This window comes from Fischerella sp. JS2, from assembly GCF_032393985.1.
GTDB lineage: Bacteria > Cyanobacteriota > Cyanobacteriia > Cyanobacteriales > Nostocaceae > Fischerella.
In genome coordinates this window covers 5,609,116-5,624,618 of record NZ_CP135918.1, presented here as the reverse complement: position 1 = coordinate 5,624,618, position 15,503 = coordinate 5,609,116, and the positions used below count along the sequence as shown (strand labels likewise).

Annotated in this window: 12 protein-coding genes; 6 read left to right on the top strand and 6 right to left on the bottom strand. The window is 38.6% G+C overall.

Features of this window, described 5'->3' with window-relative positions:
* Nucleotides 1–343: 343 nt before the first annotated feature.
* The 3 genes from rfbB to RS893_RS23930 all read right to left on the bottom strand — a co-directional run bounded on the left by rfbB (nt 344) and on the right by RS893_RS23930 (nt 5,044).
* Nucleotides 344–1,405, bottom strand: a complete 1,062-nt coding sequence (gene rfbB, locus RS893_RS23940) for a dTDP-glucose 4,6-dehydratase (RefSeq protein ID WP_315788176.1) — start codon at nt 1,403–1,405, stop codon at nt 344–346.
* A 141-nt stretch (nt 1,406–1,546) separates the two neighbouring features.
* The gene (locus tag RS893_RS23935; RefSeq protein WP_315788175.1) at nt 1,547–3,883 is read right to left on the bottom strand and encodes a WD40 repeat domain-containing protein; all 2,337 of its coding nucleotides are present in this window, start codon (nt 3,881–3,883) and stop codon (nt 1,547–1,549) included.
* Nucleotides 3,884–4,654: 771 nt separating this feature from the next.
* A complete protein-coding gene (locus RS893_RS23930; protein WP_315788174.1) occupies nt 4,655–5,044 on the bottom strand; it encodes a hypothetical protein in 390 nt (129 codons plus the stop codon).
* 155 nt (nt 5,045–5,199) lie between these two features.
* On the opposite strand from RS893_RS23930, the gene RS893_RS23925 reads away from it, so the two are divergent.
* The 4 genes from RS893_RS23925 to RS893_RS23910 all read left to right on the top strand — a co-directional run bounded on the left by RS893_RS23925 (nt 5,200) and on the right by RS893_RS23910 (nt 9,932).
* On the top strand, nt 5,200–5,934 hold the full coding sequence (locus RS893_RS23925) for a hypothetical protein (protein ID WP_315788173.1): 735 nt from the start codon (nt 5,200–5,202) through the stop codon (nt 5,932–5,934).
* Between the two features lie 12 nt (nt 5,935–5,946).
* A protein-coding gene (locus RS893_RS23920; RefSeq protein ID WP_315784082.1) for an IS1 family transposase occupies nt 5,947–6,638 on the top strand; the annotation gives its coding sequence in 2 pieces (ribosomal slippage) (nt 5,947–6,271 and nt 6,271–6,638; 693 coding nt in all).
* A 168-nt stretch (nt 6,639–6,806) separates the two neighbouring features.
* Entirely contained in the window at nt 6,807–6,998 is a 192-nt protein-coding gene (locus RS893_RS23915; RefSeq protein ID WP_315788172.1) for a hypothetical protein, read from the top strand.
* Nucleotides 6,999–7,184: 186 nt separating this feature from the next.
* Entirely contained in the window at nt 7,185–9,932 is a 2,748-nt protein-coding gene (locus tag RS893_RS23910) for an MGH1-like glycoside hydrolase domain-containing protein (protein WP_315788171.1), read from the top strand.
* Nucleotides 9,933–9,971: 39 nt separating this feature from the next.
* Here the strand turns inward: RS893_RS23910 and RS893_RS23905 are convergent, their stop codons facing one another.
* The 3 genes from RS893_RS23905 to RS893_RS23895 all read right to left on the bottom strand — a co-directional run bounded on the left by RS893_RS23905 (nt 9,972) and on the right by RS893_RS23895 (nt 12,166).
* On the bottom strand, nt 9,972–10,706 hold the full coding sequence (locus tag RS893_RS23905) for a DUF4079 domain-containing protein (RefSeq protein WP_315788170.1): 735 nt from the start codon (nt 10,704–10,706) through the stop codon (nt 9,972–9,974).
* Between the two features lie 663 nt (nt 10,707–11,369).
* On the bottom strand, nt 11,370–11,642 hold the full coding sequence (locus tag RS893_RS23900; RefSeq protein ID WP_315788169.1) for a Crp/Fnr family transcriptional regulator: 273 nt from the start codon (nt 11,640–11,642) through the stop codon (nt 11,370–11,372).
* A 320-nt stretch (nt 11,643–11,962) separates the two neighbouring features.
* Entirely contained in the window at nt 11,963–12,166 is a 204-nt protein-coding gene (locus RS893_RS23895; RefSeq protein WP_315788168.1) for a cyclic nucleotide-binding domain-containing protein, read from the bottom strand.
* Between the two features lie 895 nt (nt 12,167–13,061).
* Here RS893_RS23895 and RS893_RS23890 point away from each other — a divergent pair.
* Nucleotides 13,062–13,961, top strand: a complete 900-nt coding sequence (locus RS893_RS23890) for an effector-associated domain EAD1-containing protein (RefSeq protein ID WP_315788167.1) — start codon at nt 13,062–13,064, stop codon at nt 13,959–13,961.
* A 110-nt stretch (nt 13,962–14,071) separates the two neighbouring features.
* Nucleotides 14,072–15,286 carry a tetratricopeptide repeat protein gene (locus RS893_RS23885; protein ID WP_315788166.1) on the top strand — a complete coding sequence of 405 codons (1,215 nt, stop codon included), beginning with the start codon at nt 14,072–14,074 and terminating at the stop codon, nt 15,284–15,286.
* The last annotated feature ends 217 nt before the right edge of the window (nt 15,287–15,503 follow it).

Sequence of the window (15,503 nt, the reverse complement as noted above, 5' to 3'; positions counted from 1 at the left end):
ATTCTTTTAATTTAGCTACAACTAATAAAACTTGTGAAAAACTGCTGGACTAAAATTGGGCTAGTTTTTTATTGCTAAAAAAATCTTCCCAGTAGTACTAATAAAATCTTCCGAAAGCAGGAGTTAAATATTGGGAAAATGTCAGTCATGGTGAAGACAGCCCTAATGAAAAAATTTCACTACAAAGCATGAAAAGACCTCACCCCTGCCCCTCTCCTCGGCAAAGAGAGGGATGTCCGATAGGACAGGGTGAGGTGAGTTTCAAGTCATAAGGAGGAAAGTGTCAGGAGTTGGGGGACAAACAACTAACAATTAACAACTAACAACTAACAACTAACCAAAATTATGCATAAACCTTGTTGTAATATGCCTGATATTCCTCCGATAACAGAGGTTTCCACCAGTTCTCATGGGTGAGATACCATGCAACTGTTAGACGTAAACCTTCTGTAACAGTCACTGAAGGTGTCCAACCTAATTGAGTTTTTATCTTGGTGGCATCAATAGCGTATCTGCGATCATGTCCGAGTCTATCTTTAACAAAAGTAATTAAGTTCGCTGCTGGACGTACGGGTAAATTAGGTGCTAATTCATCCATAAGTTGACATAACATTTGCACCAAATTGATATTTTCTACTTCATTGTTACCGCCGATATTGTAAGTTTCACCTGGTATACCACGATGAACAACTACATCTAAAGCACTACAATGATCACCTACATAAAGCCAATCTCGGACATTTTTACCATCACCATATACTGGTAATTCCTTAGCCATTAATGTATTAATGCACATCAGGGGAATAAGTTTTTCGGGAAACTGATAGGGGCCGTAATTATTAGAGCAATTAGTGATAATTGTTGGTAATCCATAGGTATGGTGATAAGCACGAACTAAGTGGTCGCTACCTGCTTTTGATGCCGAGTAGGGACTATTGGGAGCATAGGGAGTAGTCTCACTAAAAGGGGGATCATCGGGCTTGAGACTACCGTAAACTTCATCAGTAGAAACGTGTAGAAATCGATAATTTGTAGGCTGAGAATTTGCTTGCCAGTGTTGACGAAAAGCTTCTAGGAGGGTATATGTACCCACTACATTAGTTTCTACAAAAGCACCAGGCCCCAAAATCGACCGATCAACATGAGATTCTGCGGCAAAGTGGGCAATAGTATCAATATTCTCGGTTTGTAGTAGTTTGTCAATTAATGAGCGATCGCATATATTCCCTTGCACAAAACGAAAATTCTCTTGCTTCTCCAACCCTGCTAAATTGGCAATATTTCCTGCGTAAGTCAAGGCATCTAAAACTACCACTCGGTCATGAAGATAATTTTGACACCAGTGATGCACAAAATTCGAGCCAATAAATCCTGCACCACCAGTTACCAATAACTGACGACTCATTTTACTCACTCCTTTTAATGCCGCACTATAAATATTAGTCGCTGAGGCGGGGACAAGGAGGACAAGGAAGACAAGGGAGAAGGGGAAGTGTGGGGAGTGTAGGGAGAGAATGACTAATGACAATTGTCAATTGACAATTGACTAATGACTTATCTGCCAGATTTTAATGGTTTTATCTGAACTGCCACTAACGATCAACTGACTATTAGGGCTAACAGCAATAGTATTGACTGCTGCGGTATGTCCTTTGAGAGTGCGTAGGAGTTCTCCAGTATACAAACACCAAATTTTGATGGTTTTATCGGCACTACCGCTAAATAAAAGTTGTCCATCTGGACTAACAGCAACTGATTTTACTTCATCTGCATGACCAGTGAACGTATGCAGCATCTTCCCGCTTTCCAGTTCCCAAATTTTGATGGTTTTGTCAGCACTACCGCTAAACAGAAGTTGTCCATCTGGACTAATGGCAACTGAGTATACTTCACCCCCATGTCCCTTGAGGGTGCATAGTGGTTCACCTGTGCGCGGGTTCCATAATCGAATTTTTTGATCGCTGCTGGCACTGGCTAGGATTTTGCCATCAGGACTGATGGCAGCACTATGAACAGCAGAGGAATGCCATAGAGTACAAATACGATCACCTTTGTGTAGGTTCCAAATCTTGATTTTGTTACTGCCGCTAGCCAGAATTTCTCCATCGGGACTAATCACTACGAAATTCACAGGTTTTTGGTGTCCCAAAAGTTTGTGCAATAGTTTACCAGTGGACAAATGCCAAACCTTCACATTACTTCTAGGATGTTCGCAACTACCAACGGCAAGGAGATTACCATCGGAACTAACAGCAATCGAGGAAACTTCTCCCAAATCATTTTTGAGGGTGCGAATTACTTTACCTGTACTTAAATTCCAGACTTTAATGCTTTTGTCTGCACTCCCACTGACTAAAATCTGCCCATTGGGAGTGATGGCGACAGATGAAATTTTGCCTGTATGTTCGCTGAAAGTGTGACTAACAGAAGCATTTCCCAGTTGGTGTGCCTGTTTGGAGTTGGCGATCGCATATAAAATTTCTTCTACATTGTTAATACTCTGTCTATCGTCAACTGCGGAAAAATATTCTCTCAGTTTTTGCAAATATGGTGTATCTGCTGTTGTTGCGGCGCTACGCATCGCCGCAAATAGATTATTAGTTTGTACTTGTGGTACTTCGTGCAGTTGCAACCATGTGCCTATAGAGTATTGCAATTGTTCGTCCGCCAAAGAGCGATCGCTCAGATGTGATAAACTCTGGGCTAATTGCAAAGCTAACTCAGGAATCCAATAACGATGTTTTTCTTCTAGAGCTTGGTAGACTTGTTTGTATCCCAAGGCGATCGCTTGCAGTGATTGCAAGTCAATCGGACTCTTTAGCAAACTCGGCAGCAAATCTGGCAGCAGAGGCGGGACATCATGATGAACCAGGTGATAAATATCAGCTATCCAACCAGCAACTAAACAGTGACAGGTAATTAAAACTTGGCAAAGTTGCTCCAAATCTTGACGATTGATTTGATATTGTAGGGATAATTTACTAACATCTACTCCCCTAGCTCTCCATTTTTCTTCTTTTTCCAAAATTGCTAAATTACTGGCATTATCTTGACCTAAGTAATTAATTTCCTCTAAATTTTCTCCTAGTGCTATTAATTCATCTCGTATACTTCTCCACTCATAGGCGCGGTTTTTTGCTGACTGTTCCACAATTTCTCTGTAAGATATCCGAGAAATAGTTTTATAGTAATAACGCTCTTGTCCTAACCCCCAATAACCAATCCGAAAATTTAGGTAATCTCCATCGGCTTCAGACTCTAAAATCAAAATCGGCTCTGTTTTCAACATTCCAAACAGAGCCTTAATACTAGATTCACTGTGAAAACGCTTACTATCCCATGCTCCTGCTAAAAACTCTGTTGGTCTAATTGGGTCTTGTAAGGAATAATATTCACTGAGAAAATCTCGTAACCCTTCCGCTAACATTAATTCTATATCAGTAGCAAATTCCTCTTGGCGCAAATCAAACTGATCAAACCCGACTTTTGGAGGTGCTAGGAAAATTTTTAGAGGTCGGCGTTCATAATTAGTATCAGACTCTAAAATCTGCGAAGGATACAACCGCAAAGGCCAGCTATCGAATAGTTTATTAATCTCTGGGATTTTTAGCGCCGTTTCCTGTTCTTGAGTTGCGATTTGTAACTGCGTCTGATGGTAGTAAACTGCTAGCTGCTGTTCCTCTGGCTTTTGTTGTTCATATCCTCCTAAATAGCTAAGTTTTTCACTAGTACTACTGACAGTTTGGATAATTTCTTGAATTTGGGCAGGATAATCGTTCTTAGTTTCATCAGGACGTGCATCATTACTTTTTTGCACTAAACTCGCAATTACAGGCGCAAATTCTAGCACTAATTGAAGTAGTAACTTTAAGCCTTGCTCCATACACAAGTTGCCTGCTAAATAAACTTAAAAGCTTTCAGTATCATCAACGCTATAGCCTCATTCAATAAGGCATGACTGCCATCCGGCAAATTTCCATATATGCCAATTTTACTACTTTATTACATCCAAATTCACAGATAAATGAGTAAATAAGCAATAACTCACCATAGACTCTGCTATTACAAAGCTGAGTGTTAATAATCATAAAACTTTAATGATAATTCCGTCAAAACTCATTAAATCTTATAAAAATCAAAACGCGAATTGTGTGATTTGCTTCCCTCCTCAACACCCAAATTTAAAATAGCAAGGAAGTCTTTAATCCACTGCACAACTATGGAAACCAACTTAATTTCATCACTTCCATATAATCGTTATACTACACCCATTTCAATCAAAAAAGTATTAAATAACTTAGATGATTGAGTGATTATAGTCCAATATTTATTTCTATAGCCACAAATTAATAGAGTGGCTACATCAATCGATTTTGGATTTTGGACGTTGCGAAAAGTTTGTAGACGCGTAAAGCGCGTCTACAAAGCAGCACTCCGGAGGGAACTTCAAAGCTTTTCAAGACAGATTTTGGATTAAAATCATTGATTAATAGTCTATTCCAGAATCTTGAAACAAGACTCCCGCGTGCCTATTTGATATTACCTAATAACTTGAATTAACTTAATTATTTCTCCAAAGTTTATCCTGATAAGACCTTGAACAATCAAGGTCTTAGGTTAACAAAAAATTATTAAATTAAAACTCTAAAATTATCTAGAATTTTACTCCCAATTGACCATTGATGCCGCGCACAGAGTTGTAACCCGCACCCAAGAAAAGATTGTCACCAGCGCCTACCTGAACCCCGCCTGAAACAGCAAGTCCTTTATCTTCTGAATAGTATCCCAAGCCTACATAAGGTGAAACTACTGGCAAACTGATAAATTTCAGTACATCTACACCTGTAGCACTGTCGGGGCCGATTCCCAATTCAGCACCCCAATTCAAAGCCCTTGCACCCACAGAGTAAGTCACATCACCATCTTTGCTACCAACAGATACCCAAGGTTGTGGTACTAATTGAGCATGAGCGTTTTGTGGAGTAAATAATACTAAAAAACCAACTGATGTAATGATATTTCTCAAAATAGTTGCTGTTTTCACCTTTTTCTCCTACTAGTCTTTAGCTAAGAGTGACGGATTTTACCTACTTATGTGCCAATCTGAAAAATAGGGTTTAAAGACTAGAGGTCAAGCTAGGAAATTAGGAAGATAGTAATAATAACTTCACATTCCACATTCTTACATTAGTAGTGTCTATGTCACAACCGCAAATTGCTACAGTCACACCAGAGCAAGAAGCATTAATTCCCGTCATTCGAGAAAGATGGCGAAGTCTTGCGCTCTCTACACAGCCAATTGATCAGCAAAAAGCGACAGATGCAGTCACAACAGCTTATGCTGTTATGGGTAAACCAGAACCTGAAATTCGCTTTTTAAATAGTCCATTTGCAGCAAAGTCAGAAATTTTGGCAGCAGACTCACCCCGCCAGATGGCGCAAGAGGTTGGCGCACCCATACTGATTATATTTGCGATGGAACTAGAAAACCAGATGAAAAAGCAGTTAGAAGCAAAACTATGGCAGGAACTAGAAGTAAAAATGCAGCGCAAGCAGTTTCAAGAATCTCAAGGTTGGGTAGGACTGATTTGGCTATTGCCTAGTACATCAGAGTCAGAACAACAGCAATTACAGCAGCTACGCGATGAATTATTATTGCAATTTCTCGCCCAGCAACCAGGAGGAAATATAATCGTACTAATCTGGGAAAATCTTTGGCAGCATCTGGGAGAACCTTTGTGGCAGTATCTATCAAACCAATCTCTGCTGCAATGGTTATATCAACAATCCCAACTCCAAGTTTGGTTTGAAGTAGCAAATATCGCCATCCCAGGAATGTATTCTTATCTGTTACGTATGTGTACAGATGCTTCTACAGCAGCTGTGCTTGATTTTTGTATTAATGAGGCGTTGCATAATAGCGGTATGAATTGAGGTCAATTAATCATGGAATGTCCACGCTGTGGATCTTGTCATAACCGTAAGAATGGAAAGAAAAGAGGTAAACAGAATCACATTTGCTGTGATTGTGGTCGTCAATTCATTGATGTCTATAAACCACCCAGGGGCTACTCGGATGAAATCAAACAAGAATGCCTAAAAATGTACGTCAATGGTATGGGATTTCGTGGAATTGAAAGGGTGAAAAACGTTCATCATACTACCATTATTCATTGGGTTAAACGAGTGGGTACACAATTGGCGGATACACCAAATTCAAAGGAAATTCCGCAGGTGGGAGAACTAGATGAATTAGAAACATTTATTGGTTCAAAAAAAATAAAATCTGGTTGTGGACGGCGGTAAATCACTTTACTCAAGGTATTCTTGCTTGGGTTTTAGGTGATCGTAGTTCGACTACTTTCCAACAGTTATGGAACATTGTCCAGTGTTGGCAGAGTTATTTTTACGTCACAGATGGATACCCTGTTTACCCTTGTTTTGTTCCTGATGGTGACCAAATTGTGAGTAAGACCTACATGACACGAGTCGAAAATGAAAACACAAGGCTTAGACATTATTTGGCTCGTCTTCATCGTAAAACTTTATGTTATTCCAAAACCGAGGAAATGCTGAGATACTCTGTTCGATTGTTATTGCACTACCTCAAATATCGTTCTGTTCCCTTACCTGCCTAAAACATACCTTTATTCAGCAACGCCCTCTTTTTTGACTTTGAGTGCGATCGCAATTGCACCTCAAATTTCGGCTGATACCTATCGAGCTAATTTTCCCTCTAGTAATTTAGCAGTAGCAGCTAAACCATTAACTAGTCAATCAGCCGTTTAGCAGTGGAGTCTGTAGGGATGACAAGTGCTTTATACGAACAACTGCAAGGATTGTTTGGCGTGCGGTTGCGTGTGGTACGATTACGAATGAACAAATATGAGTTTGTTTCTCCTGGTGTCGTGGCGATTCCTGGACAAAGATTGGGTTTTAATAAAGGTTTTTTGGTAAGAGATCCCGATGGTCACACAATGCGGATTGTGGAGAAGTAGGGGATATAGCTGTCTATGAATTATTTCGGACTGCTATATAAGTTTTCCCTAAGTTGACTCTAAATTTTTATTCATCAAATCACATAGCAATTCTCATCAGAACTTCAGCCCTGTTTCCAGCAAAAAGATGATACTTCAAATAGCAAATTAACTAAACTAAAGTGCAGATATGCACAGGGTGAAATTATGACAATTCCAACCCAAGAAGAAATTAGATTAGCAGAAGCTTTGAATCACGTCGCCCATTGGCGGAGATGGGGGCCATATTTGAGCGATCGCCAGTGGGGAACGGTACGCGAGGACTACAGCCCGCATGGTACTGCGTGGGACTATTTTACTCACGATCAAGCCCGTTCTCGTGCATACCGTTGGGGGGAAGACGGTATTTTTGGTATTTCTGATAATCATCAGCGCCTTTGTTTTGCGATCGCCCTTTGGAATGGTGAAGATGCTATTCTCAAAGAAAGATTTTTTGGGCTAACTGGCAGTGAAGGTAATCACGGCGAAGATGTCAAAGAATATTACTTTTATTTAGATAATACCCCTACCCATTCCTACATGAAGGCGCTGTATAAATATCCGCAAACAGCTTTTCCTTACTCGCAATTAGTTGCAGAAAATCAACGCCGAAGTCGTCGAGAACTAGAATTTGAATTGTTAGATACAGGCGTATTTAATGACAATCGTTATTTTGATGTTTTTGTAGAATACGCTAAGTATTCTGCTGAAGATATTCTCATCCAAATTAAAGTAATCAATCGGGGTGCAGCAGCTAAGACCCTGCACCTGTTACCTACCCTCTGGTTTCGTAATACTTGGGCTTGGAACGGAGATACAGATAAACCTACTTTAAAAGAGATGCAATCAGGTAATAGTTTCAATATCATTGAAGCATTTCATCCAAGTTTAGGAAAGCGGTGGTTGTATTGCCAGGAAGTAACAGAAATTCTGTTTACAGAAAACGAAACAAATACAGAGCGATTATTTGGTTCTCCCAATCCATCCGCTTATGTCAAAGATGCCATAAATGACTATATCGTCAATGGTCAAAAATCAGCAGTAAATCCTGAAAAATTTGGTACGAAGGCATCTGCTGATTATGTATTAAATATTGGTGCTGGTGAAAATCAAACTATTAAATTGCGGCTAAGTAATGTACCTAATTTAGTTGAGCCATTTGGCAAAGAATTTGATAGAAATCTTTTAAAGCGACAACAGGAAGCAGATGCATTTTATCAGCGCATTACCCCATTTCCTTTGAGTGAAGATATGCGGAATGTGCAGCGTCAAGCCTTTGCGGGGATGCTTTGGAGTAAGCAATTTTACCACTATATTGTAGAGAATTGGCTCAAAGGCGATCGCAACACGCCAACCCCTCCGCCTGAACGTCAAAATGGTAGAAATCAAGAGTGGTTTCATCTCTACAATGAAGATATTCTTTCTATGCCTGATAAATGGGAATATCCCTGGTTTGCTGCTTGGGATTTAGCATTCCATGCAATTCCTTTAGCAATGATTGATCCGGATTTTGCTAAGTATCAATTGGATGTTTTAACGCGGGAATGGTATATGCATCCTAATGGGCAAATTCCTGCCTATGAGTGGAAATTTAGTGATGTTAATCCGCCTGTTCATGCTTGGGCAACTTGGCGAATTTATAAGATTGAACAGAAGATATATGGACGAGCAGACAGACAGTTTTTAGAGCGGGTATTTCAGAAGCTCATGCTCAATTTTACCTGGTGGGTAAATCGTAAGGATGCTGAGGGTAATAATGTCTTTCAAGGAGGCTTTTTAGGGTTAGATAATATTGGTGTATTTGATCGCAGTGCAGCTTTACCTACAGGCGGACATATTGACCAATCTGACGGTACAAGTTGGATGGGAATGTATTGTTTAAATATGTTAGCGATTGCTTTAGAATTAGCCAAGACTAATCCTATTTACGAAGACATTGCCACCAAATTCTTTGAGCATTTCCTCTACATTGCCGATGCAATGAACAAAATTGGTGAATTGGAAGCTAGTTTATGGAATGAATCAGATGGTTTTTACTATGATGTACTGCATTTACCGCAAAAGCAGATTACCTTAAAAGTGCGGTCAATGGTGGGATTAATTCCCTTATTTGCCATTGAAACACTTGAACCAGAAACCTTAAATATGCTTCCCGGCTTTAAAAAGCGGTTGGAATGGTTCATCCAAAATCGTCCTGACCTACGGCAAAATGTAGCTTGTATGGAAACTAAAGGAATCGGTGCGAGAAGATTACTAGCGATCGTTTCTAGGGATAAGCTAAGAAGTATTTTGCAAAAAATGCTGGATGAAAGCGAGTTTTTAAGTTCCTACGGAATTCGCGCCCTGTCGAGATTTCACGCCGAACATCCCTACATTTTTAATGTCAATGGTTGCCAATTTCGTGTAGATTATGAACCGGCTGAATCTAGTAGTGGTTTATTTGGTGGTAATTCTAATTGGCGTGGTCCGATTTGGTTTCCGGTGAATTTCTTACTAATTGAATCTCTGCAAAAATTTCATTATTACCTGGGGGATGATTTCAAAGTAGAATGTCCTACAGGTTCTGGTCAAATGATCACACTTTGGGAAGTCGCATCAGAATTATCTCAAAGGTTAACCAGAATTTTTTTAAAAGATGAGTCTGGTCAACGACCTGTTTATGGTGGAACACAGAAATTTCAAACTGATCCCCATTGGCAGGATTTAATTTTATTCCATGAGTACTTTCATGGTGATAATGGAGCCGGAATAGGAGCTAGTCATCAAACAGGATGGACAGGCTTAGTTGCTAAACTGATCCAGCAATTTGGTGAGTATAAAGCACAATATCAAGAACCAGAAATACACAAAGATCAAGAAGCGATCGCCAAAGATGAAGGCAGCAAGCAACAAATACAGTTGTGGCGGTATAAATAATAAATGTGATATTCTCATCAAACCCTTGGAAAAAGCAAATTAAAGCTTACCAGGTGGAGTATTAAAGTGAATCGTACATGGTTTTGTCTGACACTGCTGCTCATAAAGCTGTTGTATATATGATTCCTGCCAACTAAGGGGAATTTCTAGTAAGTCTCGTGTTCCGGTTATTCCTTGTCCAATGAACAATAAAACAGCAATGCAGTTCAAAAAAATGTGAACCATCCGCCAGCGATTAGTCCGATCCTGGTAGATTTCTTGTACAATCGCTAACGAAAAAATCATTAGCATAGCAACAGTGATACCGTAGTAATAGTGAGATACGTACCACTCATTTCCTCTGCGAAAAACTTCTGGCTGAGAACCCAACAAAATTAACCCCATCCCTGTTAAAGTAGCAAATATACATCGCCATGCCCGTGTTTTTGCCATATAAAGGATGAACACAGAGGAAGCGGTGGCGACACATATAGCAATTACAAAGATGAAACGCAGAGGTTCGGTTGTCCGTACTTGACTTTCAAGCATTTTGGCAAAAATTGAGTAAGCAAGCCCTAGCAAAGTAATTGTCACCACAGCCCCACTCAAAATTCGTCCTAACTGAACATGCTCTTTGCCAACAACGGGAGGAATTTTACTTTTACCCCCAGATACAGTTTGCAGGCGACGTTGGCGAACCTGCCAAGCAAAATTCACAACTATACCAATTAGAGGAAAAACAAACCCAACTGCTAGTGCAGGATGCAACAATGCAAAGAAATCTTTGAGTTCCATAAAAATATTAGGATCGACTCTAAAAAATTATTTGTGCTAGCTAGCATCAGCCGTTGGCTTAAGAGTGTTTAATTTGAATTATTCAGCCAGTGTAAGTGTAGAAAAAGTTGTAATGATTCTACCGAGAGCGATCGCTACTAATTCGGTTAAGTGTGGCATAACCAAAGGTAGCATTCGCCATTCGGCACCAAATCACAATAGAATTCATACCTGAAATTGTCAATGTGCAGAAAATTCATAGTTGCATCAAACCAGCACAGAAGTATCTAAGACTTCTCATGCAGTCTAGTAAACGAATTTATTTCATCCAATGTACTGACCTCTGAGTAGCTATTAGCCAAACTGAAATTGAAGATCGATAGACAAGGGCAAGGTAGTTGAAAGAAATCCTTATCAGGTTGAGCTTATCTTCTTGGCTATTTAATTCACATGACTAGAATCATGTTTTCATATATGTTTACAATTCATATCTCTGCTTTACATAAACAATATTAATTTTTAACCAATAATCATATATGCAATTAACTGAATTTTTTGCCAGAAGGTACGATAGAAATTCTGTCTAGTGTTTCAGTCTGATGTTAATATGACCACTAATATTAAAACTAATTAAGTTTCTGAAGAATTAATAAAATATCTGCTCATATGGTGTAAGCTTTATCATCACTTATTAATAGTAATTTTGCGTTTGATTCTAGTAATTAAGCGATCGCTTTGTAGTTTCTTCAAAGTACGGTATAAAACTTCGGCACTGATACCGATATCGCTAGCAATTTCTTTTAAAGGGCGATCTAACTTGACTGTTTTCTGATTGGGAGAAGCAATCACACGCAGGTAGTGCATTACCCGAGCGCTAGCAGAACGAATACCCCGCAACTCCAGCAGCTTTGTGTAGTGCAATCGACGTGCTAGTTGTTCTGTAAAAGTACTTGACAAGTCATAATTCTGCTGTAGTGCAGTTAAAAATAGCTGCTTGGGGAACGAAATTATTCGTGAGGGGAGTTCTGCGATCGCTGTGCAAACATAAACATTATTAAACAGTGCAACTTCAGCAAAGTACTCTCCAACTGAAATAGAGTAATGATTAATATCAAGTTCGCATGATTACTTACAATTCCCTTTTACCTCACCCCGCCTTCGGCACCCCTGTTCTTGCTAAGGAGAGGGGATGGGGGGTCCCCTCTGGGGAACTCGGGGGCCCCACTCCCCTAAGGGAGTGGGGATTAGGGGTGAAGGGGCTGTTCTTGTGAGGTTTTTTATTCTAAGTGATTAACCGAACTTGATATAACAGTTTTTCCTGCTTCCGTATAATGAACCAGCTTAATTCGTCCAGATTCTACTGCAAAGATTGCTGTCGCAGGATCGTTCTGATAAAAAAGAACCTCTCCAGTTGCTAAATCCTGATAAGTAATTACAGTCTGTAAATTAGTGAGAAGTTGGTCAAGTTTGAAAGAACTCATCGATTAATTTTCGCAATTATAAAATCACAATCAAGTTTTTAGCTAGTAGAAGCAGGGCTAAAGGATGTAACTTGATTATGATTACGTCCTGTAGATTGTGCTGAAAGATGATTGAACTCTAAGAAACTTGGTATAAAAAGATGAAAGGTGAATGAGCAATAAATTATGGATTTCTCAACAAATTCTCATTTAGGAGGAACCTTAAAAAATTCCAGCCTTATTTATTGTTCAACTCATCTAGTCCAGTAGTAGCCTAGTACTCGACCACATAGCTTTTGACTCTTTGTCAGGCGTCAGACCCCGACTTTTTTGAAAAGTCGGGGATCTGGCTCACCTATCAAAATCAATTTGATGAACCACTAGTCGCCAAATGTTATCAGACTGATATTGAAACGGTATAAACTCACAATTATACATACAGGAATTTACCCGTAAGTGCATAAATTGATCTTGTTTACCCCTATAAGAATATAGGTTTGTACATTTGTGATTTTGTGCAAATAGTATTATCGCTTATGCACATATAATTAAGCGATTAACCAGGAAACCGCGACAAGGTAGGAATTAGCCGAGGGTTTTTCTGGAATTCAATTTTGTTCATTTGTAGTTTTGTGTAGATTCTTGTAACCATTATCGTTTATTTATCTATGCACATTAGTATCCCGGATGATCTTAAGCGACAGTTCCACTCGACTTGCGCTCTGAGGGGACTAAAGATGAGCCAAGTAGTGACAGAACTAATTGAGCAATGGCTGAAAATTAACGATGCTTCTACATCTGATTTTGAAGCTGGTGAGATTGTGAACACAGACAAAGTAACTAAGCCGTAATCGGGTGGTTCAGCGATCGCTTGCAACCAACCACAATCATTCTCAACTTGTATTGAAAATATAGGATGTTGATAAGTATGGGTTTATCTGGTCCACAACGTAAAAAACTACAAGAAGCTTTAATTGATGCTTTTCCAACTACAGCATCTCTAGAGCAGATGTTGTCATTTGAATTAGATAAAAGCCTAGATGCAATTGTTGGAGGAGGTAGTTTAGCAACAGTTGTGTTTAATTTAATCAAAGTAGCAGATTCTCAGGGATGGGTTGAAAATTTAGTTCGTGCTGCATGTCAGTCAAATCCTGGAAACTCCAATTTAAAAGCTATTACGGAAGAACTGTTAACAGAAAGCTCATTCATAGTACCACCTGCTCCTTTTCCCGAACCTCCTACACAACCAAATCAGCAGCAGAAAATATTAATTTTGGCAGCTATTCCTCATGGATTACGTTTGGATAAAGAGATTCGAGAAATCGAGGAAGCTATACGACGATCTCTAAGACGAAATTTATTTGAAATTCGTCTGAGAACTGCTGTACGTCCTCAAGATATTCGTCGCGCGATCGCAGAAGAACAACCTCAAATTGTTCATTTTTGTGGACATGGCCAAGCAGATGGCAGCTTAGTGTTAGAAGATGATGGGGGAAACAATAAACCAGTTTCACCTGAAGGTTTAGCATCACTTTTTGAATTACACACTGATTATGTTCAATGCGTGTTGCTGAACGCTTGTTATTCACAACAACCTGCTGAGGCGATTAGGCAGCATATTAATTATGTTATTAGTATGAACAACCCAATAAAAGACAAAGCAGCGATCGCATTTGCTCAAGGGTTTTATGACGGGTTGGGTTACAAAAATTCTGGTAGTCAAGATGTGTTCCAAAGAGCCTTTAAAGAAGGTAGGACTGCCATTATGCTAGAAAATCCTTCACAAGGGTCAATACCAGTCTTGAAAACAAAATAGAAAAGTTAGCAGCAAAAAAAGCTAGAGATTTTCCTCATATAGTTATCAAGCAAGGGTAAAAACTCCTAATATGCCTACTTTTTAAGCATCGAAATAGTTGGATTTAAAATATGAACTTATCTTCTGATTTGCGTAAGGGACTACAAGAAGCTTTGATTAATGCTTTCCCTACTAAAGCATTATTAGAGCAGATGTTATCATTTGAATTAAATAAAAATCTAGAAGTAGTTGCAGGAGAAGGTAATTTAGAAACTGTTGTCTTCAACTTAATAAAAAGAGCAGAATCAGAGGGGTGGGTTGGAAAACTATTACGTGCTGCACGTAAGAACAATCCTGGAAACTTGCTTTTGCAAGCTATTGCCCGAGAATTCTTAGTAAATTCTTATCATAAAAAAAAGGAAGCTGAACAACAAGCTGTTAAACTCAACCATAATGATACTGGCTACTATAATAACAGTGGTTTGTCTCACTACAATTTAGGTGAATATCAAGCTGCTATAGAAGATTTCAATCAAGCAATTAAACTCAATCCTAATATTGCTAATTACTATTACAATCGTGGTTTATCTCACTACAATTTAGGTGAATATCAAGCTGCTATAGAAGATTTTAATCAAGCAATTAAACTCAATCCTAATGATGATAATTATTACTATAATCGTGGTTTATTTCGCTATAATTTAAGTGAATATCAAGCTGCTATAGAAGATTTCAATCAAGCAATTAAACTCAACTCTAATGTTGCTAATTACTACAATAGACGTGGTATGTGTCACTATAATTTAGGTGAGTACCAAGCTGCCATAGAAGATTACAATCAAGCGATTACACTCAACCCTAATGTTGATACTTATCACTACAATCGTGGTAGGTCTCTTCACGATTTAGCCGATTACTTAGGTGCAATCGAAAATTATAATCAAGCGATTAAACTCAATCCTAATGGTGCTGACTACTACTACTATCGTGGTTGGTCTCGTGGTGATTTAGAGGATTATCAAGGTGCAATTAAAGATTATAATCAAGCTATTCAAATTAATCCTAATGATGCTTTTTCCTACAATAATCGCGCTATAGTCCGTGATAAACTAAATGATAACGAAGGTGCTATTAAAGATATTAACCGAGCTATTCAAATTAATCCTAACAATGCTTTATTTTACAAAAACAAGGGTCAATTTTATGATAATAAAAATAAAAAACAGGATGCAATATCAAATTATGAACAAGCATCAAATCTTTATTTAAGACAAGGAAATATGGAAGAATATCAAAAAGTAAGAGAGAAAATTAAAAAATTAAATTCATTCCTGTGGTGGCTTTAATTTAATTTCAATTTCTACAAGTAATAATTAGTAAATCTTAAGTAAGATGCGTTAGGCTGAAGCCATAACGCACCACTGGTTGATTTCATAAATAACCTCTAATTTAATTTCAATTTCTGCAAGGAATAATTAGGGAGTGCAAAATTTCAATAAATCTACAACTTGAAAGCTTTGCACAAAGCCTGTTTTATGTTTTTATATAAGCGATCGCACAATT

Bases quoted from the DNA above. Each gene is read 5' to 3' on its own strand.
- rfbB (WP_315788176.1), bottom strand. From the start codon at position 1,405: ATGAGTCGTCAGTTATTGGTAACTGGTGGTGCAGGATTTATTGGCTCG.
- RS893_RS23935 (WP_315788175.1), bottom strand. From the start codon at position 3,883: ATGGAGCAAGGCTTAAAGTTACTACTTCAATTAGTGCTAGAATTTGCG.
- RS893_RS23925 (WP_315788173.1), top strand. From the start codon at position 5,200: ATGTCACAACCGCAAATTGCTACAGTCACACCAGAGCAAGAAGCATTA.
- RS893_RS23915 (WP_315788172.1), top strand. From the start codon at position 6,807: ATGACAAGTGCTTTATACGAACAACTGCAAGGATTGTTTGGCGTGCGG.
- RS893_RS23910 (WP_315788171.1), top strand. From the start codon at position 7,185: ATGACAATTCCAACCCAAGAAGAAATTAGATTAGCAGAAGCTTTGAAT.
- RS893_RS23905 (WP_315788170.1), bottom strand. From the start codon at position 10,706: ATGGAACTCAAAGATTTCTTTGCATTGTTGCATCCTGCACTAGCAGTT.
- RS893_RS23895 (WP_315788168.1), bottom strand. From the start codon at position 12,166: ATGAGTTCTTTCAAACTTGACCAACTTCTCACTAATTTACAGACTGTA.
- RS893_RS23890 (WP_315788167.1), top strand. From the start codon at position 13,062: ATGTTGATAAGTATGGGTTTATCTGGTCCACAACGTAAAAAACTACAA.
- RS893_RS23885 (WP_315788166.1), top strand. From the start codon at position 14,072: ATGAACTTATCTTCTGATTTGCGTAAGGGACTACAAGAAGCTTTGATT.